We start from the raw sequence: 20847 nt of genomic DNA on the forward strand, positions 1-20847 counted from the left end.
AGCTGGTTAAGGGCTATTCACCCGTTTTTTGATCGTGTTTGTCCAGGGCTGTCTGCAAAGGGAGCGACCGCAGACGCACGCCTGTTAAGTTGAAAATAGCGTTGGCGATGGCCGGGGCAACCGGCGAAAGCGGAGGCTCGCCTACACCGGAGGGCGTGTCGGTACTTTCCTGAACAACTACCTCAATTTGTGGCGTATCCTTGAGCTTTGCGACTTGATAATTGTGAAAATTAGTCTGCACAAACTGACTGTTTTCAATCGTAGCTTCTTCATACAACGAAGCACTGATGGCCATCATGGTAGCGCCTTCTACTTGTTGTCTTACCCCGTCCGGATTGACCAGTAAGCCAGCATCAATGGCCTGAACCACGCGCAGAATTTTTATTCTTTTCTCGACAATTTCCAGTTCGACGATAGCCCCCGAAATGGTGCCATGATCTTCGCAGACGGCAATGCCCCGGCCAATCATATCCGTTTTCGGCTTACTCCAGCCTCCTTGTTCGCGCAGTTTCTGCAACAGTTTTTTCCGACGTTGCAATAATGCGGTGTTCCCACAATGAGTCATTCGGAAGGTCAACGGATCGGCACCGGCTTTAATGGCCAGTTCGTCCATGAAGCTTTCTATTGCGAACGTATTCGCAAACATGCCCACACCCCGCCACAGGCCGGTCTGAAAGGGAAGGTCGCTGCTCCATATGCTTGCTTTTTTGTTGGGTATGGCATAAGGAACTCGTCCTCCATGCCCAGCCGCCATAAAGTCAGCCCCTAAAAGAGGTTTTGCTACAGGCATTCCTAAAAAAGCCATCGAACCCGTAGCAAATTCATGCTGAATGGCCTGGATTTTTCCTTTCGCATCTACTTTTCCGCTTAGCCTATGATGCGTGTTGGGCCTCACATGGCCATTTTGAAACTCCTGTTGCCTGGTAGAAAGTAAATGGACGGGCTTACCTGCAGCCTCAGACAGTTTGATAGCCTCAATGGCATTGTGCTTGAAGGCTCTTCGACCAAATCCGCCCCCCAAAAAAGCCGGCATGATTTGACAGTTTTCTGGCTTATAATCGGTTTGGTCGGCAATAGACTGTTGTATGAACGCTACATTCTGCGTGGACGTGTAAAGCTTCACGGTTTCGCCCGATACGTCAGCCACGACAATACTTGGCTCCATAGACGCGTGAAAGCCCATCGGGGTTCGGTATTCGCTGGTCAACGCATCACTGTTCAGTGCATCCGTTGCGCTGCCTTCGTCTTCCATCACCACTGTTACGCCGTTACCGACCGTAATGGCCTCAATGGCATCTTTGGTGGAATAGCCTGGCTCAAAATCCCAGGAAACCTTAATGGCGGCAACCGCTTTCTCGGCGGCAAACCTTGTTTTGGCTACGACACCGATCCAGCTTTTATCCAGAACGACGCTTAACACATCCGGATTCTTTCTGGCCAGTGTCGTATCGGCCGTTTTTAATGCTCCGCCAAAGTATGGACAGTACAAAACCGCCCCGTAAACCATGCCCGGAATGTCTGTATCGATACCATACAGGGCCTTGCCCATTATCTTTTCGGGCAGATCAACTCGTTTCTGAGCTTTCCCGATGATTTTGAACGACGATGCCGGCCGTAGCGCTGGTGTTTTGGCGATTTCCCACGTCTGGGTTTGTCCGGCGATTTCGGCATAACTTGCCCGGCGACTGCCGGCCATTAGGACACCATTGTCCGTCTGGATACCCGAAATTGGAACGCCCCATGCTTTCGATGCAGCCAGCTTCAGGGTTTCGCGCAAGGTGGCCGCTACCTCCCGGATATTGGTGTATAACGAAGCGGTACTATTACTGAGTCCGGTGGCTGCCGTGCTTTTTGGGCCGGTTAAGGTGGATGCATGGACAACTTTTATTCTGTCGATGGGTAGATCAAGCTCTTCAGCGGCCAGCATAGCAAAGCCAGTAAAAACGCCTTGCCCCATTTCTATCTTGGGTGATCGCAGGGTAATGGTATTATCTTCATTCACCTCGAACCACACCATCGGGTCAAAATCGGTAATGCCCGCATCAAATTTTACGTCGGCAGCTACCTGACTTATACCGCTCCGTATTTTGGATCGTCCAAAGTAGAGCAAAGCAACAGAGCCAGCAATGGCCGCGCCTGAACGGGCCAGGAATTTTCTCCGGGAAAAGCCCTTCTTCGGTTTATTAGTTGGTTGTTTCATTGCTTTTCAGTTTAGCGGCCAGAAGAATGGCTTCAACAATGCGCGGGTGGGTTCCACAGCGGCAAATGTTGGTTATGCTGGTTTTGATGTCCTCCTCAGTGGGGTTTGAGTTTTCCTCTAAAAGATGAGCCGCTGCCATCATGAATCCGGATTGGCAATACCCGCACTGGGGTACCTGAACGTCCAGCCATGCCTGCTGAATGGGATGCAGGTGGTTGGGGTTGGCCGATAGGCCCTCAATCGTGGTTATCGTTTTCCCCTGTGCCAGTTGCACAGGATATGAACAGGTACGAACCAGTTCACCATCTACGTGGGCCGAACAGGCACCACATTGGGCCATTCCACAGCCAAACTTGGTTCCTTTCAGTTTGGCTTCGTCCCGAATAAGCCAGAGTAAAGGCATGTCGGGATCAGCCTCAAAGCTGCTGGCTACACCATTGATTGTGAGGTTTACTTTCATCGTTTATCATCCATTTAAACCTTATGCCAGCCCTGTTTGAGGTAGGCGCCACCGCTTACCTACACCCACTAGCAATCATGACCTGACTGACTTCAGTGTCGAAGCTGATGATGCAAAGGTCCTATTGATGAATTTGATGGAATTAGCCTAAACGACTTTTGTTGTAGTCGAAAGTAAAAAAGCCCGGGGCCTATCCTGTCTAAACGGTAAATCTGCTGAAAACATCCTGAACACCATTACTGACGTTTCCCCAGAAAAATGTTCCATTCTAAAATGGAGGAAATTGGGCAGTTGTAGTATCTTAAAACAGCCAGACAACCGAAGCCCAAGCGGGTGGCCGGAGTCATCGTCTTTGCGCTCCATTAGGCCGCCACAGGGACGGTCGTCACCGAAGTCTGCCGTAAGATGGGCATCAGTGAGGCTACATTCTATAACTGGAAGAAAATAACGGTAGCCTGGGCATTCTTGAACTGTGCCACCTTCGCCAATTGGAGCCGGGCGGCCGGTGCCGAAGAAAATCAGCAACTGCTTCAGTTGTCAGCTGATCCGAGATTAGACAAAAAGATGCTGCAGGAGGTCATAAAAAGAGCTCTAACGGGGCCGCCCCTGCGGGCTGGCTCAACGCCGTGGGCTCGCCAAAAGCTTGATGACAGACTATCAACTATTGAACCGAAGGACTAGCGCCGTGTGCTGTTAGGCCGCTCTACCTGGCACCACAAGGCTCGAGGATGACTAATTGACTTGAAAATAGACTAAATAGATTACTTAGATACGTGTTCGGTACGGCCATCAACGAATCTACATCTTATGACGACGTGGAGGTCGGCGAGATACCCATAAAAGGATTTATAGGGTATATTGTAAGAAAGAATTGCACCTGAGAACAAGCGCCCTCGCGTAGTCGAGCGGCCGCCCACCGGTTAGATCGGTCCCAACTTTCCAGTATTCATCCATACTATAACGGTCCGCCGTGCCGACAGTGCATAATTATTCTCGCCGGACAGGAGTACACTTTTAAAGGCGACGCTATAGGTTGTCAATAAAACACAAAGGAAATCATTGACCTTACTCGACAGGCGCTTCTACGATCGTTACAATTTTCCACATCCCCCGAATGTCGTGCAGCGGAACCGTAACGTTGCCGCCGTTTGGGTTGTCGGAATGGAGGGTCAGGTATTTGCGGGTCAGTAACTCGTTGTCGCGGATGCGCTTGACCACAAAATAATCGCGGTACATAACGGCGTATACGCCCCCCGACTGGTATTCCCAGTCGCTCTCACTCACCGGTACGGCCAGTACTTTAGCCCCATGGGCCAGCTGCGGGCTCATGCTATTTCCCGAAATCTCCAGCACAACGGCCTTTTTATGCCCTTTCAGTACCGGCTTTCTGACCCGGAACATTTCCGTATCGGTGGCGCCGATCCCGTCGGCGTAACTTTCTACAAACGTAGCGTAGAATCGCACCGGCACGAACGGAATTTCGGCGGTGTCTTCATCGGTATTGGACACGATAGCGTTGGCCTCCGGGGTGTTCAATACAGGCAAAATACCCCGAATCAGGTAGTCGGCGCTGATTTGTGGGTAACAGGCCAGCAAACTCATGATGGTATCATACGAGGGTTTGGCCCGCCCATTCAGAATGTTATAGAATTTGGACGGGTTCTCGCCCAACTCCTTGGCAATCTGGTAGATGGTTATTCCCAGCGAATCAAATACCTGCTTCAGCCGATCCTGTATACTTGTCATGTTCTCTACTTTTTCCAAACAATTTTTCGCCATTATAGTATGGATATATTGGCATTATAATACAAGTCAAATATATTGCGCCTGTATCACAACAAACATACGACTAATACAGACGAAAGACGACACCAAAAGGCACGTTTCTATCCAAAAATCGATGAACCGGAACCGACTCACTAACCATACGCTGCCCACGGTCCTGTTTGTGGACATGAACAGCTTTTTTGCTTCCTGCGAACAGCAGGATAATTACTGGCTACGGGGTCGGCCGGTGGGCGTCTGCGTCTACACGGGTCAGCACGGCTGCATCATTGCGCCCTCAGTAGAAGCCAAAACGAAAGGGGTAAAAACCGGCATGCGGCTGGATGAAGCGATGCGGCTCTGTCCGGATCTGGTACCGGTCGAGACACACCCTACCCGCTACCGCTCGTACCACGTCAAGCTGATCAGCGTGCTGAAACAGTTTGCCGACGATGTGGTACCGAAAAGCATCGACGAAGCGGTGATCGACCTGACCAACTACCAGCTGGTATACAAGGACATGGAGCAGCTGGCCCGAACCATCAAAGTCGCCATCCGGAACGAAGTGGGCGACTGGCTGCGGTGCTCGATCGGGATTGCACCGAATGTGTTTCTGGCCAAACTGGCTTCTGACCTGCAAAAGCCCGACGGCCTGACAGTGATCACCCCTGACACCATCGACTCGGTGCTTCGGTCGCTCCGGCTTACCGACCTGCCCGGCATTGGCTACCGGATGGCGGTCCGGCTCGAAGACGGCGGCATTCGTACTCCGCTGGATTTACGGTACGCATCGCCCCAGCGACTGAAGTCCATCTGCAAAAGTATTGTTGGGTTACACTGGCACCTGCGGCTCAACTTTGCGGGCGAGGTCGATCTGGATAGTCACGAGGAGTACAAAAGTATGTCGGCCATGCGGACGATCTCGCAGGAGCAGCGCAGCTCGGCGGAGCGGCTGGATGAGTTGCTGCAGTCGCTCTGCCTAACGCTCGAACGGCGGATGGTCCGACAGGGCGTGTTTTGCCAGAATCTGTCTTTTTCGTGCCGTTACCATACCGGAAAAACCTACAATTGCGAGGTCAGCTTTACCGATCCCATGCAGGATGGCCCCGACATGTACCGAATCATCAGCGAACGGCTGGCGCGATTTCAGGCCGCTCACCACTGCGAGCCGGTGCTGAATGAACACCTCCGCAGCATGAGCGTGGTAGTACATCGGTTTGTACCGGCCGATGCCGTTCCGTTCAGCCTGTTCACCAACGACAGTCGTAAAAACACCCTCCGCAAAACGCTTTACGACCTGAAAACCAGGTTTGGCGCCGACAAACTCATACGCGCAACCGAGCTTCGCGACAATCCCGCCTATCGGGACGTTATCGGGTTTGGCAACATCAAGGATTTGTAAAGGCTGTACCACGACCCGGATTGGCCAGACTGGTTAATTCAACACCCCCATGCGACCGTTCTGAAAATCGTTGAAGGCTTCCATGATTTCTTCCCGGGTATTCATAACAAACGGACCATATACGGCCAGAGGCTCGTTAATCGGCTCGCCCGATAGTATCAGCAGTTTGACATCGGTGGTGGCCGTCAGCGTAATGGTATCACCGTCAATACCTGTCAACGCTACCTGCCCGCGGGTTATAGACTGCCCGTTGATCGTAGCAGAGCCGGCTAGTACGTAAACAATCAGCGTATGATCGGCCGGTACGGTGATCGTTTCGGTCTGGCTGGCAGCCAGGGTTAGATCGGCTACCGTGATCGGGCTGAAGGTATGTGCAGGGCCGCGCAGCCCGCCCAGTTCGCCCGCAATGACCCGCAGTGTACCACCCCCAAAAAGGGTCGTCTTCGGAATCCGCGTGGCTGCAATATCCTGGTAGCGGGGCGGGCTCATCTTGTCTTTAGCCGGCAGGTTGACCCATAACTGCACAAAATCAAGCCGACCGCCCCGACGGGAGAATTCGAGTTCGTGTTTTTCCTCGTGGATGATACCCGACGCAGCCGTCATCCATTGTACATCGCCGGCAAACAGCTTGCCGTGATTACCGGCCGAATCGCGGTGTTCGAGCGCTCCTTCGTAAACGATCGTAACCGTCTCGAAGCCCCGGTGCGGGTGTTTGTCAACCCCTTTCGGCCGAGCCGAGGGCTGTACCTGCATGGGCCCGTGGTGGTCGAGCAGCAAAAACGGGTTAAACGGCCGAGAACCCTGCGGGTGGAAAGCATTCAACCCGACAAAACCATCGCCAACGCTGTTGGGCGTAGCGGTCTGTATGGCAGCAATGGATCGATTCATATCTATAATTAAATGTACCTACACGTATTAGCGCAACGAAAGCTAACCGGTACAAGTTCGTCAACCAAACGGACCACGGCTCATGGTTATACAGACGTCGGTTGTACCGGCAACGGCTGGTCCTGGGGACAGAAGAATGTGGTTCGGCCACCCACCGTTGAGCGTTCGATGCGGGTACCGCAACGGGGGCAGAACTTATGCGCTTCCACATCGTCATAGGGCGAGTCGTCCCACTCCCGAACGTGGATCAGAAAACTGCTGGGAAAGTCGCGGTAGGTCGCTTCGTAGCGGATGGCGGTCTCCAGCACCAGCCGAATGGCTTCGTGCAGCCGGGTCATCTCTCCATCGGTCAGGGTGTTGGCGCGGTGTTCCGGATGAATACGAGCCTGAAACAGGACCTCATCGACAATCCAGTTACCCAGGCCCGCCACTACACTCTGATCGAGAAGAACCGGTTTGATAAACGCTTTTTTAGCCCGAACCCGCTCGGCAAGCTCAGCCGGGACTATGTCGAGGCCATCTTTACCAATTTTCTTTCGCTGCAAAAACGCATCGACATTATCGATAAGGCCAACCCGCTCAAACTTGCGCGGACACAGAAAACCGAGGTTGAAATCCCCATCGAACTCAAAAACAATGCGGGCAAAGCGGGGCCGGTCGAGCGAGGCATGGTAATATTCCAGATCGCCGGTCATGCCAAAATGCATATGAACAATGACATCGGGCTGGTCGGTAAACACGAACAGGTTCTTACCAACGCGCTGCGTACCCGTAAACTGCCGTCCGGTTAGCCGTTCGCTAAGGGTAGCATAGTCGGTGGTCAGCAGCTTTTTGTCCTCCACCTCAATATGGCGTATCGGCTGATGAAGCGATGATGTTTCGAGGTATTGGCGTCTGATTTCTACTTCGGGCAGTTCGGGCATGACTCTATGGCTGGGTCAGCGGGTGTCGGTACCGGTATTCGGTTCTGGCCGGTTGGTTTCAGGTCATTCATTACTTACCTGGCTGACCCATTAGGTAACGAGGGGCGGGGTATCGTTGTTTCCAGAGCATATTTGTCCCGTTCGCTAAATCAATTATTGATTATTCGGCAAAAAGCTTTGTTTTACAATGAATTATATTCATTTTTGCACAAAATCTATTGACTTAGATTACAATATTGAAAACTGTAAAGGCGTTGCTTTCGTACGTTTTGCAACTAATCGGTAAGTAATTCTTGTTAAGTGATCTCCTGTAATAAACCCGTTCAGATGTAACAACCTCTACACGAGTACAAAGTGCAAGTTCAATCGTTAAACTGACCATTACTATGGAGAATAGTCCGCAAAAGCCCCGCACCAATGGTGCCCTACTGGCCGCCCTTATCATTATGACTGGTTTAGCCGGGGTATCGAGTTATTTGTATTTCGATCAGAAAAAAGTTTCTGAAAACCAGGAAGTTACTATTTCAGAGCGCGTAGAAGAACTCTCAACGACCCGCGTTAAACTGGATTCGATCTCAACGGCCTTAGACGCTAAAATTGCCGAAGTACAAAAATTAGGGGGCGATGTAACGGAGTTGCAGAAAGTAAAAGCCCAGCTGGAAGAAGACAGAGCATCGCTGCGCCGGGGTAACCGGATTTCGATCGCCAAGTACGAAACCAAGATCAAGCAGTACGAAGCGTTTCTGGTAGAAAAAGACACGCTCATCGCCAACCTGCAGCGCGAAAACGTGACGCTGGCCACGAACGTGAAAGTACTGGATGAAGAAAATACCGGCCTCAAAACCGAGCGTCAGCGCCTGAGCGACTCGGTAGCAACCATCGCTACGCAGAACCAGGAACTGAGTACCAAAGTAACCCGCGCTGCTGCCCTGAAAGCCCAGAACGTAAAAGTGTTTGCGGTTAGCTCGAAAGGCAAAATCAAAGAAGATGACGCCTACAAAGCCAAGCGGTTAGACAAAATCAAGCTGGTTTATACGCTGCTCGACAACCCACTGACCCGCGAAGAGCCGAAAGAAGTGTTTGTTCGGGTACTTGACCCAAGCGGTGCCGTTGTATCGGATATGGCCAATGGCTCGGGTACGTTTACGGTAGATGGCAACGAAACGATTTATACCACCAAGCAGACAGTCAACTACACCAGCAATGGTCAGAACGTTGAGCTGCTTTACACCCGTGGCATACCTTACAAGCCCGGCAAATACACGGTAGAGCTGTATTCGGAAGGATTCCGGATCGGTGCCGGTGAGTTTGCGGTTCGCTAAGCCCCTACACCACTCGTTATAAAGCGCGGTATCCAACGATATCGCGCTTTTTTTATTCCTTCACGCCCGCAAAGTACGGAATCTCGGTAGCGCTGTTCTGGTAGGTAATCCGCAGCAGTTTCCCTTCTTTCTCCATGCCGTTGTCGGTGAACACGCGTTCGGTCTGTACGCTGCCGAGGGTCGTATTGCCAACCCGCAGCTGCACCGAGCTGTCGGCCTGGCGGCTTAGAGCAACCCCCTCTACCCGGCGGGTACCTTTTTGGGGATACTGATAGGCATACAGTACCGATACCGCACTATCTGACTCGGCCAATAGAGTAACCGTCGGCAGCTGACTGCTGGACAGCGCCACGCACGATGGGTCGAGGAACACGTTGGTACGGTACCGACCACCAATTTCGCCCGCGAGCGAGGCCGTTCCAGGCTGGATGTCCGAATCGGGCTGGCAAGCCGTCAGCGATCCCAGTAAAACGCAGAAAAGCAGTTGTTTAGTCATAGTCTGGTATCGATTTTCCGGATAGACCCCGCCAGTGTGAAAAGCGTTGGTACGTCCGCCATTTTTTTAACAGAATTGCCTAAGCCCCTGTCGGTTGTGCCGGGTCGGCTTCTTCAGGCTCAGGCTCCAGCGCATCGACCCAGACCCGCATTGATTCCAGCGTCATGGGGCCAAACTGGGTAGTAAAGGCCACATCGGCCGCATCGCGTCCGTAAGCAACCGTAATCCGGTTGCCGCGGGGTTCGCGCTGGGTAGCGTCGAAAGTAAACCAACGCCCATCTACGTAGGCTTCGAACCAGGCATGGAGGTCCATCGGGTCGAGCTGGTACAAATAACCAACGACCATTCGGGCCGGAATATTAAGGGCGCGGCAGAGCGAAATACCGAGGTGGGTAAAATCGCGGCAAACACCAACCCGGTGCTGGGCCGTATCGACAGCCGAGGTGCTGGCGTCGCTGGTGCCGTATTCGTAGCGGACATTCTCGTTGATCCAGCGCCGGATGGCTTCGGGCTGGTCGTAGCCGGGTTCGACCCCGTCGGTAATCTGCGTGGCCAGATCGCTTAGCTGGTCCGACTGGCAATACCGGCTGGGCAGGGTGTAGTGCAACACATCATCGGGCAGATCCTCAACCGGCGTGTAAGGCGCGCCCGGTGCCACATCGATGGCATCGGCCGTCTGAACGGTAGCCGTAAAATGAATCGAAAACGGCCCTTCGGGTGCTACCAGTCGCTGACACAGGTTACCGTACATGTCGGTAAACTCCGTTACGTTGACGGTTGGCGTGATCTGGTACTCTTCGCGAATGATCCATTGCCCGGCGCCAGACCGGGGGCGTAGCATAAGCACTAAAGGGGTTGGTCCCTCAGCCTGAAACTGAAGGTCGCAGCCAGCATTGAGTTGCATGATTGTCCGTGTTGAGAATGGGGATACTCAACTAATCCGTTAACCGGTTTAAATGTTCTGAACGGATCGCGAAAAACAGGCAGGATTTACTCAAGCGGCTTGAACAGGAACGTTTCTACTTTGCCCTGTTTGTCCTGGCTGATGTAGAAATCGAGCGGGGCCAGCGCAAATGTGGCTTTATAGCGGGCAATACCGTTCTGCACACCCCGCGATTCCATAGCGGTCCATTTGCCGAGCTGCCCCGACACCTGCCCGACCACCTCTTTCATCTTATCGGCCGAGATCTGTTGCTTAAAGGCATCGCCCATAATGGCGTAAAGGGAGTCTGGCTGGTTGTTGTTGATAAAGCGCTGGGCCAGCTTCGCCAGCGAATCGAGTTTCGGATCAACCGTCGGGGCCGACGGCGTCTGCGCCTGGGCCGCGACAGCCAGTGTCAGCAGAGCTAGTAGAAAGAGGAAGCGTTTCATACGTATGTTTTTGGGTAAAGATAACCGAATTGATCGGCCTATTACCCTAAAAAAGGAAGGGTACTGGAAACCGGTTGTAAGCGGCCCGAACATCGGATGAACGGTTGTACATCTGTTTGCCTGACCTAAAGTTTTGGCGACTATATTACGCAAATTTCATTTGGTCATCTATTATATTTACAGAATAAAAGTACTATTCTTACCGTAACTACAAAATGAACGTACAAACTGAATTGATCCCGGGTATTTATAATTATTGTGACACCTGGTGCGAGCGTTGCCTGTTCACCAGCCGCTGTCGAAGTTTTCAGATTCAAACGGAAACGGGCCTGACTAAACCCATGGAAGCCGGGCCAGACCTGATCAATCAGTTGACCGATGCGCTGAACCTGACCAAACAATATATCGAGAATCTAAGCCGGTCGGGGGCGCTCACCGGCCCCGATGCCCCTGCCGACACAACGGTTCAGACGCTGGAGGAAAACGCGCTTCCCAAACCAGTTCAGGTTGGTCAGCATCCGGTTGCCCAGCTGGCCAATTCGTACCTAAAACATACGGGAGACTGGCTCCGCCAGGAGAAGCACCTACTCGAACAGGCTGGTGAACAACAACTTCGGGAGGTATCGCTGGGTTTTCGCACTCAGGAGGAATCGATGCCGATCCTGCACGCGCTCCGCGATGCCTGGGAAATCATCAACTGGTACCGGACGCTTATACCGGTCAAGACGCAGTCGGCGTTACGCGCCTTGAGCGAAGCAGACGAGAAGATAAAAATCTACCACCTGGGAAAAGCCAAGCTGGTGCTGGTCAGCATCGATCGGTCGCTGGCGGCCTGGCAAACCATTCTGACTCAGTACCCCGACAAAACCGACAACCTCCTCGACGTCCTGGCCCTGCTGAGCCGCCTGCGTCGGGAGCTGGAAACCCTCTTCCCAACCGCCCGAGCCTTCCAACGCCCAGGCCTGGACTAAGGATTGCAATATGGGGAAGGCCGCATGAACCGCGGTGAATCGCCGACGACCGAACCGCGTTGTAGAGACGCAAAGGGTTGCGTCTCTACAACGCGTCAGCAACAAACCACCAAAGACACACCGGCGAGGGGTTATTTTTTAACGATGACGAACTCTACGCGCCGGTTTTGCTGACGGCCTTCGTCGGTGTCGTTGGTCGCAACGGGTTTGGTTTCGCCGAAGCCTTTGCTGGCGATGCGGTCGGGCTCAATGCCTTTGCTGATAAAATACTCGCGCACGGCGTCGGCCCGGTCCTGAGAAAGTTTGGCGTTGATTTCGTTCGAGCCGGTGTTGTCCGTATGCCCGCGTACCTCAATCACCATCTTGGGCGATTCGTTGAAGGTAACCACCAGCCGATCCAGCTCAGGACCCGACTCCGGCCGTAACTCCGACTTACCCGTGTCGAAGAAGATATTATTGAGCCGAACCGACCGCCCTACTTCGATAGGAACGAGTTTCAGCTCTTTACCCTTGATTTCCTGATAGCCTTTGGTCTGGGTCAGGTCTACATTGTCGCCCTCGGCGATGAAGTTTTTAGCCACCGCCCGCATCGAATACTTCTGTCCGTATGGCAGCACGATCTTGTACTCGCCCGTGATCGGGTCGGATGTAGCCTCACCGGCTTCGGCACCATCGGGCAGAGTCTGGTAAATAATCTTGGCTTCTACGGGCTTTCCGGTAGTTTGGTCGATCACCTTGCCGCTGATGAGTGCTACCGGGTCGGGGCGTGTAGACGGACTTTGGGCCAGGTCACCACCGCCCACTTTAGCTGGCTGATCGGCCGGGCGCTCGTCGGTGAGTTTGATGCGCACGATATCGCCTTTCCCGAGGGTGTTTTTGAAGGTGGTCAGGTAGGCATAATCGCCCGAGGCCGATAGCGTATAATAAGCGTCATAGCCATCGGTGTTGACCGACGGGCCCAGGTTAACCGGCTTCGACCAGTGTTTCCAGGTCTTGTCAACGCGTTTGCAGACGTAGATATCGTTGCTGCCCAGCCCCCCCTCGCGGTTGCTCGAAAAGTAGAGCGTGGCGCCGTCGGGTGCCAGAAAAGGCGTTGTTTCCGTGAATTTGGTGTTTACCTCGACGCCCAGCTCCATCGGTTTTGTCCAGGAGCCGTCTTTCTGCCGGAAGCTGACGTAGAGGTCATCTTCTTTGCTGTTTTTCTTTTCGCTGAACGCCATCAGCAGCACTTTGCCATCGGCCGATAGGAATCCGCAGTCGAACTGGCCTTTGCTCATGTTCACGTAGCCGGGTATGTCGATCTTCTGCGGGGGCGACCAGCCGTTTGCGGTTTTCTTGCTCAGCGAAAATCCGCGGGTTTCGTAGGTTCCGTTATTATACTGGCCTTTGATGAGCATCGTCTGCCCATCGGGTGTAATGCTGTAGGCGCAGTTGTACTCATCTTTATTGAGCGGAAACCCCATCCGGCGCGCAGGTCCCCACTTTTTGCTGGCTTCGTCGAAGTCAGAAAACCAGATATCCTGGCTCCCCTTGTCGCCGTGGGTATTATTGGGGTGGCTGATCCGGGCAAAATAAAGCGTCCGGCCATCGGGCGAGATCATCGGGTTGATTTCGTTGTACTCCGAGTTCACCTGGTTGCCCAGATTTTCGACTTTTACCGAATCGCGACCGGGCTGGGCTCCGGCCACGAGGGTAGCAACGCAGAATAGACTGGTGACAACGACACCGTAAACGTTCATTGGACTTACGCGAAATAGTGGGATACTTTCAGGAAGAACGAAAGCAGGAAGCCGTTTTGTATCCTAATCTTTAGCAGCGCTTCCAGTCAGCTACGCATGATGTCTGTGAATAACGCGTTTGTTGCCATTACGATACAACCCGCAGCTTGGCGAAGCTTAACAGCAGCACTTTTTCACCCGCCGTCTCGAACAGGATCGTAGCTTTTCGTTCGGTACCGTTAACATCTACAGCTTTAACCGTGCCAAACCCGAATTTAGCGTGCTCGACCCGCTGACCAGCGGCCAGATCGGCCGTACTGGTGGGCGCAAAATCGGCCGAGGGCGTATGAGTAACGGTGGGCTTTGGCGCCTGCCGCTGGGCCGTTTTCTGGGCCAGACTACGCACAAACGCCATTGATCCCGTAGACGTGGTTTCGCTCCGGTCGCGCTCGGGCCGATCGAAATCCATCCGACTCGGTGCCGAGCGCAGTTTCGACATCTTCAGGTATTTCTGGTCGATCTCCATCAGAAACCGGCTGGGTTCGCACATCTTCAGCCGGCCGTAGTGGTAACGTGTTTCGGCGTACGACACCGACAGCCGCCGTTCGGCCCGGGTAATGGCAACGTAGAACAGCCGCCGTTCTTCTTCCAGATCGTTGCGGCTTTCGAGCATCATCTGACTCGGAAACAGGTCTTCTTCCAGCCCGACTATGTGTACGTTCTTGAACTCCAGCCCCTTAGCCGCGTGAATGGTCATCAGCGTCACCTTGTCGTTGTCGCCGTCGTCTTCTTTCTCGTCGGCGGTGGTGAGCAGCGATACCGATTGCAGGAAGGCACTCAGGCTCTTATCATCGTTATCCGGGTTGTCGACAAACTCCTTGATGGCGTTCAGCAACTCCTGTACGTTTTCGTAGCGGGCCAGGCCTTCTACCGTTTTGTCTTCGTACAGCTCTTTAAGCAGCCCCGATGCCTTGGCAATGTGAGAGGCTACTTCATAGGCGTCTTTCTGGTCGAGGAGGAGTTTGAAGCTTTTGATCAGATCGGCAAATGCTTCGATGGCTATGGAGGCTCGACCCGTTACGTGCTTGCCGATATCGGCCACAATTTCCCAGACCGAATCTTCTTTCTCGGCCGCAATCACGCTTATCTTGGCCACAGTCGTATCGCCTATGCCGCGCTTGGGCAGGTTGATGATTCGTTTGAAGGCTTCTTCGTCCTGCTGGTTGACCGTAAAACGCAGGTACGCAATCAGGTCTTTAATCTCTTTGCGCTGGTAGAACGATAGCCCGCCAATGATGCGGTACTTGATGCTCATCTTACGCAGGGCCTCTTCAAACGCCCGCGACTGGGCGTTAGTCCGGTACAGGATAGCAAAGTCGTTATTGGTCAGCGACTCGTTCATCTTGGCTTCGAAGATGGCCGATGCCACCAGCCGCCCTTCTTCGTTATCGGAAGAGGCCTTAATAACGTCAATCAGCGGACCGGCTTCGTTGGCCGTGAAGACGTGTTTTTCGAGCTGGTTCTTGTTCCGGGCAATAATCGAGTTGGCTGCCTGCACGATCGTATCGGTCGAGCGGTAGTTCTGCTCCAGCTTCACGATCTTGACATTTTCTTTGCCGTAGTCGCGCTGAAAGTTGAGGATGTTGGTAATATCGGCGCCCCGGAACGCGTAGATACTCTGCGCATCATCACCTACGACGCAGATATTCTGATGAACGGCGGCCAGCTTGCGGGTGATGAGGTACTGCGACACGTTGGTATCCTGAAACTCATCGACCATCACGTGCTGAAACTTGTGCTGGTATTTGTTCAGAATGTCGAGGTGATCGCGGAAGAGTACGTTCGTATTGAACAGCAGATCATCGAAATCCATAGCATTGGCCGCAAAGCACCGCATGGCGTACTGCTTATAGATCCGGCCAATGTGGGGCATGCGCGCCGATTCATCGTCGGCCTGAATGACGGCATTGTTCAGGTAATCGTCGGGGCCGATGAGCCGGTTCTTAGCGCCCGAAATACGACCAAACACGTTATTGGCGCGGTAGACCTTATCGTCGAGGCCCATCTCCTTAATGATGCTCCGCAGCAGCGACTTCGAATCGTCGGTATCGTAGATCGAAAAGTTGCTGGTATAGCCAATGGCTTTGGCTTCGATGCGCAGAATCTTGGCGAAGACCGAGTGGAACGTACCCATCCAGATATTACGGGCTTCGGTACCGACCACTTTTTCGATACGCTGGCGCATCTCACCAGCCGCTTTGTTGGTAAATGTCAGTGACAGAATCCGAAACGGATCGACCCCGTTTTCGATCAGGTAGGCAATGCGGTACGTCAGTACGCGGGTCTTACCCGAACCGGCGCCGGCTATAATCATCAGCGGGCCATCGCCGTGCATGACGGCTTCCCGCTGGGGTTCATTCAATCCAGAAATATAATCAACCATCAACGTCGCTTCTATCCATCTATAACAAGTAAAAGTAGGAAAAAAATTTCCCATATTAGCTTAGCAAGTTCTCTCCTTCAAATTACTGTTATGCATATATTTACTAATAAATCACGCCATTAAGAACTAATGAAGACAAAGCATAAAGGTACTGACATAGAGCTCCTTAGTTTAAAAAAGCAGGCGAGTTCCATCAACTCAAGATTAAGGTTACCAATTACTCCTACGATGCGGAATCAGCTTAAGCAGCAGCTATATGCTTGCCAAAGTAGAATCAGAATCCCTTCTTAGCTTGGCTTTAGCTGTTTAAGAAGGAACTCGGTGGTAGCAATCGGGTAGATTTGAGTCGCCAAACCTAAGTCTGCCATGCTGACGCTTCCAGCCGAGTTCCTCACGCTAATATCTCCCTATGCCGCCCTGTTTTCCAAACGGGTCTTCAATCACGTCCAGCTTTTAGTTACCGGAGCCATGCTCACCCCAGCCAAACGAACCATCACAGCGGTGTTGCGCATTATGGGGCGGCAAGACGACAAAGCGTTTCACAAGTACCACCGTGTCCTCAGCAATGACACCTGGTCGGCCCTCAAAGCCAGCCCGATTCTACTTCGGCAGATACTGACTGTGCTGGTGGGGAATGCCCCTCTGGTGATCGGCATTGATGAGACCATAGAGCGACGCTAGGGGGCCAACATCACCGCAAGGGCCATCTATCGAGATCCGGTTCGCAGCAGTGATAGTCACTTTGTCAAGTGTAGTGGCCTGCGCTGGATGAGCGTGATGGTGCTCACCAAGATTAGCTGGGCCAATCGTGTATGGGCTTTGCCGTTTCTGACCGCGATATGTCCGTCAGAAGGCTTCTATCAAACCAAAAAACGCGCTCATAAACCCCTTACCGATTGGGCCAGACAACTGCTATTGGTAGTCAAGCGGTGGGTGGGGGAGCGAAAAGTGATTGCAGTAGCTGACAGTAGTTATGCGGTTATCAGCCTGTTGCACGCGCTCACAGGGCAGGTCAGCTTGATCACTCGCTTACGGATGGATGCTGCCCTGTATGAACCGGCCCCACCAGTAGTAGCGGGTAGACGAGGCCGTAAACGGCTCGTTGGCAAGCGCTTGCCAACTCTGCAAAAGCTGGCGCTGGATACGACCACCCGGTGGGAGTCGTTGACTGTTTCGGATTGGTACGGTGGACAGAGTCAGTCGGTGGAGTATGTTAGTCAAACGGCGGTGTGGTATCACACGGGGCAAGCCGCCGATATCCATCCGGTGGGTGTTGGTGCGCTGGGAGGGTAGTCTGGCGGGCTTTGTGAGTAACGATCACACGCTGGAAGCGGCTGATATACTGGCTTACTTTGTGCGACGTTGGTCGGTGGAAACCACCTTTGGATTGGTGCGGGCACACTTAGGGGTGGAAACTCAACGGCAGTGGAGCGATAAGGCCATCAGCCGCACCACCCCGGTACTGCTGGGCTTGTTTACGCTGGTGACTTTAATGGCACAGGGGTTGAGTCAGCAAGATTTATTGCGGAGTCAATCAAGCACGTGGTATGTGAAAGCGTACCCCACCTTTAGCGATGCGTTGGCCTGTGTCCGGCGGTATTTTTGGCAGAGAATGTATTTTCAGACATCGGGTTTGGAGGCCGATGTGGTCAAATTACCGCTAAACCAGTTCCAGCTTTGGGAAAATGCATTGGTGTGGGCGGCATAAGGCTAAAGCCAAGCTGAGAACCTGTTTAAAAACGGTGTAGAAGGCTGGAAAACAGACTCAGCCTATCTTGTGGGTTGATCCGACCAAAGATGTACCCCACAGACCTGACTGATTCTGCTTGCGGTTCCCCGCCGGGGCAAGTTATTGAGGAAATTCTTGCTGACAAGCGGAAGCGCAAGTATTCACTGCGAGCTGTTCTAAATGCGTTATTGTATTTGACAAAAACGGGCTGCCAATGGCGACTATTACCCAACGACTTACCTCCTTGGCCGCTCTGCTACTATTACTTTTGGAAATGGCGCAATGATGGGCGCTGGGAAAAGCTCAATAAAGCCCTCATCGAGCGAAGACGCAAAAAGGCTGGACGGGCAGCTTGCCCTAGTGTGGGTATCATTGATTCACAGAGTGTTAAATGTAGCCAATGGGGTGTAGTGCCCAAAGGGTATGATGGGCATAAACACGTCAATGGGCGCAAACGTCATATCGTCGTAGATACATTAGGCTTGGTAGTAGTGGTTGTAGTTCATGCCGCTAATCAGCACGACAGTCCAGCCGCTCGAGCCGTTTTAACGCGGTTAGCTGATCAAGGTTATGGACGGATGAGTAAGATTTTAGCCGATAGCGCCTATGGTAAAAAACTAGCTCGTTGGCTCAAGAAAACGTTTAGTCTAATCTTAGAGGTAGTGAAAGTAAGCGAGTTGGCTGGTTTTCATGTAGTGCCCATGCGGTGGAAGGTGGAGCGAACGTTTGCGTGGATGAATTGGTCGAGACGGCTCAGTAAGGACTATGAATGTGGGGTTAGTTCGCACGAGTCGTTTGTCTATTTATCAAATATCAACCGAATGCTCAAGCATTTTTAAACAGGTTCTAACATTTGCCTCCATAAAACCTGAGCAAGCCAGAGTCGTGCTAAGCCAAACTCAGTGGGATATGCTATGCCACAAACTCAATAAAACGTCTATAGAGGAACTGACGAGCCGATGGCCAAGTAATCCAGACCATCAGATCAATTTCCCCTTTCAGCGGGGTTACGTCATAATACAAAGCGCAAGCGAGCCCAGGGTAGGCCATTACTTATCCCACCCAGCCACCTTTGTTAAAGCCCCACAAGTCATAGCCAGTTGGCTGGAAAAGCAGAATGAGCTGCCTGGCCTGCAAATGCAGCTCAAAAAACTCGCTTCTATCAATGGCCAGCGTATGATTCAGTTGGCCCAGGCTATTGATTCTGGAAAGGAAAGCAAGGCTGACCTGCTGGACGGGCTTGCCCAGGCCATCGAAGTAGGTGAGCTGGGAGGTGACCTGCTCGGAGGGGGCGGCAAAAGTTGCGTTGGCGGGGTTATCGCCGGTGTTGGAGGCTTTGTAGGTGCGGGTGAGCCGGGCGTTGGCGGGCACCTGAGCCAGCAGGGTGGCTCCCCCGCCTAAGGTCAAAAGGGTACAGCCAAAGAAGGTCAGTAAGTGGAAACGTATTCGCATGCTGCAGCCCTGAAGGTGGTAATTTCAGTCATTGAGAGCACTGCATTTCGCGAATAACTGACCAAGGGACATAAAAGAAGCATTGGTAACAACGGACTGATTTACAGCCGTATATCCTGGTCATTTTGCATTGGAACGCCTGGTCAGTTTACAGCGAAACCAGGTGGTCAATATCCCCGAAACTCCCATCCGAGCCACTGCCCTCGTCGGTGCTGCGCACCCAGGTGAGCTCCCCGGCCCCGTAGGTGCCGGCCGGGCTGAGGCTGGTCAGGCCCGGCCCCGTGCAGCGGTAGTATTTGACCTCGCCTTCGGCATTGACCCCGTGCACCTGGGTGGCGGCCAGCCGGGCACCAGGAGCCTGCTGGCTGGTGATGCGGCTGGTGGGCGCGGGCTCATAGGTGATGACGCTGGCCCGGGCCTGCTCGGGGTCGCCGGCCGGGATGGGGGCCGAGAGTCGGGTGGGGTCCTGGTAGTAGGCTGCCAGGCGGTCCTTGATGGAGCCCGGTTCGAGGGGGGCTCCGCCATTAGTGGTCAGGGGAGCGGGCAGAAAGGTATAATGGGGTCGGAAGAGGTTGTCGTACTGGGTGAGGCTGACCAGGTCGGCCTTGTTGGCGGCCCAAAAGGGGCTGACCTGCTGGACGGGCTTGCCCAGGCCATCGAAGTAGGTGAGCTGGGAGGTGACCTGCTCGGAGGGGGCGGCAAAGGTTGCGTTGGCGGGGTTATCGCCGGTGTTGGAGGCTTTGTAGGTGCGGGTGAGCCGGGCGTTGGCGGGCACCTGAGCCAGCAGGGCGGCTCCCCCGCCTAAGGTCAAAAGGGTACAGCCAAAGAAGGTCAGTAAGTGAAAACGTATTCGCATGCTGCAGCCCTGAAGGGGGACTGGAGCCAAGTGGGGCGGGTTGGCTCAAACCGTCAGGTTGGGGCAAAGTTGGCCAGAAAGGACAGGGGAGGAAATGCCCCCAAGGGGGTAGTTTGGGGGCAAAACAGGGGTATTTTGGGGGTAGGTTTACTGCCTCGATGCTAGACTTAAATTAAATAGCAGTCGTCTGAACCCAGACTTACCGTTTATCTGTAATTTTTTGAGAATATTTTTTCGGTGTTTTTTAACTGTTTCAGGTGAAATATTTAGCTGTTCAGCAATTTCCTTACATGATAGCTCAATCATAGTTAAACGAAGAACTTTAAACTCACGAATAGTCAGCTTATCGATGTGGGCAATATTGTTGTACTGATTTAATGAATCGGAACTTGAAATGAGCTGTGGTAGTGGATGAATCATTCTCGTCGTCAGTTTAGAAATAAATAGTTGGAAAAATTATATTCATATAACACCTTGTTGAGTAAGCGCGCTCAAGGGATTTTTAAAAGACATTTAAAAATTCAGCAACCACTCAATGATTTATTTACTACTACAAACCCTTAGTTGATCACGAAAGCGAACCCACAACCTGTAACTTTTGAAAAGGTTTATGAAGATTGAATTAAGTAAACCTAATTAATGTAATTCGATTGATTAGCTAAATTAAAAAAGAGTAGTTGATCAGCATGCCAAAACAATTGCATGCCAGTAATACGGTATATACATCGTAAAGTCACAATTTACTATGTATTATTTACTTAAAGGAATTTGCTAAAGCGATGAATTGATATGTATGAACCAATTGATGATATTTATTTCATATTATTTTACTTGTATTGATATAAACTATGA

At 52.5% G+C, this 20847-nt stretch carries 18 protein-coding genes and 2 pseudogenes; 7 read left to right on the plus strand and 13 right to left on the minus strand.

Translation table 11 applies throughout. The features are described from left to right. Nucleotides 1-13: 13 nt before the first annotated feature. On the minus strand, nt 14-2200 hold the full coding sequence (locus FBR45_RS24385; protein ID WP_138507095.1) for a xanthine dehydrogenase family protein molybdopterin-binding subunit: 2187 nt from the start codon (nt 2198-2200) through the stop codon (nt 14-16). Beyond that, on the minus strand, nt 2184-2660 hold the full coding sequence (locus tag FBR45_RS24390; RefSeq protein WP_138507096.1) for a (2Fe-2S)-binding protein: 477 nt from the start codon (nt 2658-2660) through the stop codon (nt 2184-2186). The genes FBR45_RS24385 and FBR45_RS24390 overlap by 17 nt, the downstream gene beginning before the upstream one ends. Nucleotides 2661-3026: 366 nt before the next feature. Between FBR45_RS24390 and FBR45_RS24395 the strand changes: the two are divergent. Further along, nucleotides 3027-3263: pseudogene (locus FBR45_RS24395) on the plus strand (transposase); the annotation flags it as partial. Nucleotides 3264-3725: 462 nt separating this feature from the next. On the opposite strand, the gene FBR45_RS24400 reads toward FBR45_RS24395, so the two are convergent. Then, nucleotides 3726-4406, minus strand: a complete 681-nt coding sequence (locus tag FBR45_RS24400) for a LexA family transcriptional regulator (protein ID WP_394344396.1) — start codon at nt 4404-4406, stop codon at nt 3726-3728. A gap of 154 nt (nt 4407-4560) precedes the next feature. Here FBR45_RS24400 and FBR45_RS24405 point away from each other — a divergent pair, with 154 nt between their 5' ends. Continuing rightward, entirely contained in the window at nt 4561-5826 is a 1266-nt protein-coding gene (locus FBR45_RS24405; protein WP_138507098.1) for a DNA polymerase Y family protein, read from the plus strand. Between the two features lie 33 nt (nt 5827-5859). Here FBR45_RS24405 and FBR45_RS24410 read toward each other — a convergent pair whose 3' ends face one another. Both FBR45_RS24410 and FBR45_RS24415 read right to left on the minus strand, forming a co-directional pair. Then, nucleotides 5860-6714 carry a pirin family protein gene (locus FBR45_RS24410; protein ID WP_394344397.1) on the minus strand — a complete coding sequence of 285 codons (855 nt, stop codon included), beginning with the start codon at nt 6712-6714 and terminating at the stop codon, nt 5860-5862. A gap of 86 nt (nt 6715-6800) precedes the next feature. After that, nucleotides 6801-7637 carry an Fpg/Nei family DNA glycosylase gene (locus FBR45_RS24415; RefSeq protein WP_138507100.1) on the minus strand — a complete coding sequence of 279 codons (837 nt, stop codon included), beginning with the start codon at nt 7635-7637 and terminating at the stop codon, nt 6801-6803. Nucleotides 7638-8023: 386 nt separating this feature from the next. Between FBR45_RS24415 and FBR45_RS24420 the strand changes: the two genes are divergently transcribed. Beyond that, on the plus strand, nt 8024-8959 hold the full coding sequence (locus FBR45_RS24420) for a hypothetical protein (protein WP_138507101.1): 936 nt from the start codon (nt 8024-8026) through the stop codon (nt 8957-8959). A gap of 52 nt (nt 8960-9011) precedes the next feature. Here the strand turns inward: FBR45_RS24420 and FBR45_RS24425 are convergent, their stop codons facing one another. The 3 genes from FBR45_RS24425 to FBR45_RS24435 form a co-directional block, all read right to left on the minus strand. After that, the gene (locus FBR45_RS24425) at nt 9012-9455 is read right to left on the minus strand and encodes a hypothetical protein (protein WP_138507102.1); all 444 of its coding nucleotides are present in this window, start codon (nt 9453-9455) and stop codon (nt 9012-9014) included. Between the two features lie 79 nt (nt 9456-9534). After that, nucleotides 9535-10359, minus strand: a complete 825-nt coding sequence (locus FBR45_RS24430) for a transglutaminase domain-containing protein (RefSeq protein WP_138507103.1) — start codon at nt 10357-10359, stop codon at nt 9535-9537. Nucleotides 10360-10445: 86 nt separating this feature from the next. Continuing rightward, nucleotides 10446-10826 (minus strand): hypothetical protein, encoded by a 381-nt coding sequence (locus FBR45_RS24435; protein ID WP_138507104.1) that lies wholly within the window; start codon nt 10824-10826, stop codon nt 10446-10448. Between the two features lie 215 nt (nt 10827-11041). On the opposite strand from FBR45_RS24435, the gene FBR45_RS24440 reads away from it, so the two are divergent. Continuing rightward, a complete protein-coding gene (locus tag FBR45_RS24440) occupies nt 11042-11797 on the plus strand; it encodes a hypothetical protein (protein ID WP_138507105.1) in 756 nt (251 codons plus the stop codon). A gap of 131 nt (nt 11798-11928) precedes the next feature. Here the strand turns inward: FBR45_RS24440 and FBR45_RS24445 are convergent, their stop codons facing one another. Both FBR45_RS24445 and FBR45_RS24450 read right to left on the minus strand, forming a co-directional pair. Next, entirely contained in the window at nt 11929-13536 is a 1608-nt protein-coding gene (locus FBR45_RS24445; protein ID WP_138507106.1) for an OmpA family protein, read from the minus strand. Between the two features lie 127 nt (nt 13537-13663). Continuing rightward, nucleotides 13664-15958, minus strand: a complete 2295-nt coding sequence (locus FBR45_RS24450; protein WP_138507107.1) for an ATP-dependent helicase — start codon at nt 15956-15958, stop codon at nt 13664-13666. Nucleotides 15959-16426: 468 nt separating this feature from the next. On the opposite strand from FBR45_RS24450, the pseudogene FBR45_RS26690 reads away from it, so the two are divergent. The 3 genes and pseudogenes from FBR45_RS26690 to FBR45_RS24460 all read left to right on the plus strand — a co-directional run bounded on the left by FBR45_RS26690 (nt 16427) and on the right by FBR45_RS24460 (nt 18526). Beyond that, nucleotides 16427-17251, plus strand: a pseudogene (locus FBR45_RS26690) (IS701 family transposase). 13 nt (nt 17252-17264) lie between these two features. Then, nucleotides 17265-17666, plus strand: a complete 402-nt coding sequence (locus tag FBR45_RS26525) for a hypothetical protein (RefSeq protein ID WP_212748654.1) — start codon at nt 17265-17267, stop codon at nt 17664-17666. An 89-nt stretch (nt 17667-17755) separates the two neighbouring features. Beyond that, on the plus strand, nt 17756-18526 hold the full coding sequence (locus FBR45_RS24460; protein WP_138507108.1) for an IS5 family transposase: 771 nt from the start codon (nt 17756-17758) through the stop codon (nt 18524-18526). A 214-nt stretch (nt 18527-18740) separates the two neighbouring features. Here FBR45_RS24460 and FBR45_RS24465 read toward each other — a convergent pair whose 3' ends face one another. From FBR45_RS24465 to FBR45_RS24475, 3 genes are all read right to left on the minus strand, one after another. Then, nucleotides 18741-19139, minus strand: a complete 399-nt coding sequence (locus FBR45_RS24465) for a hypothetical protein (protein ID WP_138507109.1) — start codon at nt 19137-19139, stop codon at nt 18741-18743. 148 nt (nt 19140-19287) lie between these two features. Next, nucleotides 19288-19995 carry a DUF6443 domain-containing protein gene (locus FBR45_RS24470; RefSeq protein WP_138507110.1) on the minus strand — a complete coding sequence of 236 codons (708 nt, stop codon included), beginning with the start codon at nt 19993-19995 and terminating at the stop codon, nt 19288-19290. Between the two features lie 147 nt (nt 19996-20142). Continuing rightward, nucleotides 20143-20415 (minus strand): response regulator transcription factor, encoded by a 273-nt coding sequence (locus tag FBR45_RS24475; protein ID WP_138507111.1) that lies wholly within the window; start codon nt 20413-20415, stop codon nt 20143-20145. Between the last annotated feature and the right edge of the window lie 432 nt (nt 20416-20847).

It is taken from the genome of Spirosoma lacussanchae, assembly GCF_005870035.1.
Classification (GTDB): domain Bacteria; phylum Bacteroidota; class Bacteroidia; order Cytophagales; family Spirosomataceae; genus Spirosoma; species Spirosoma lacussanchae.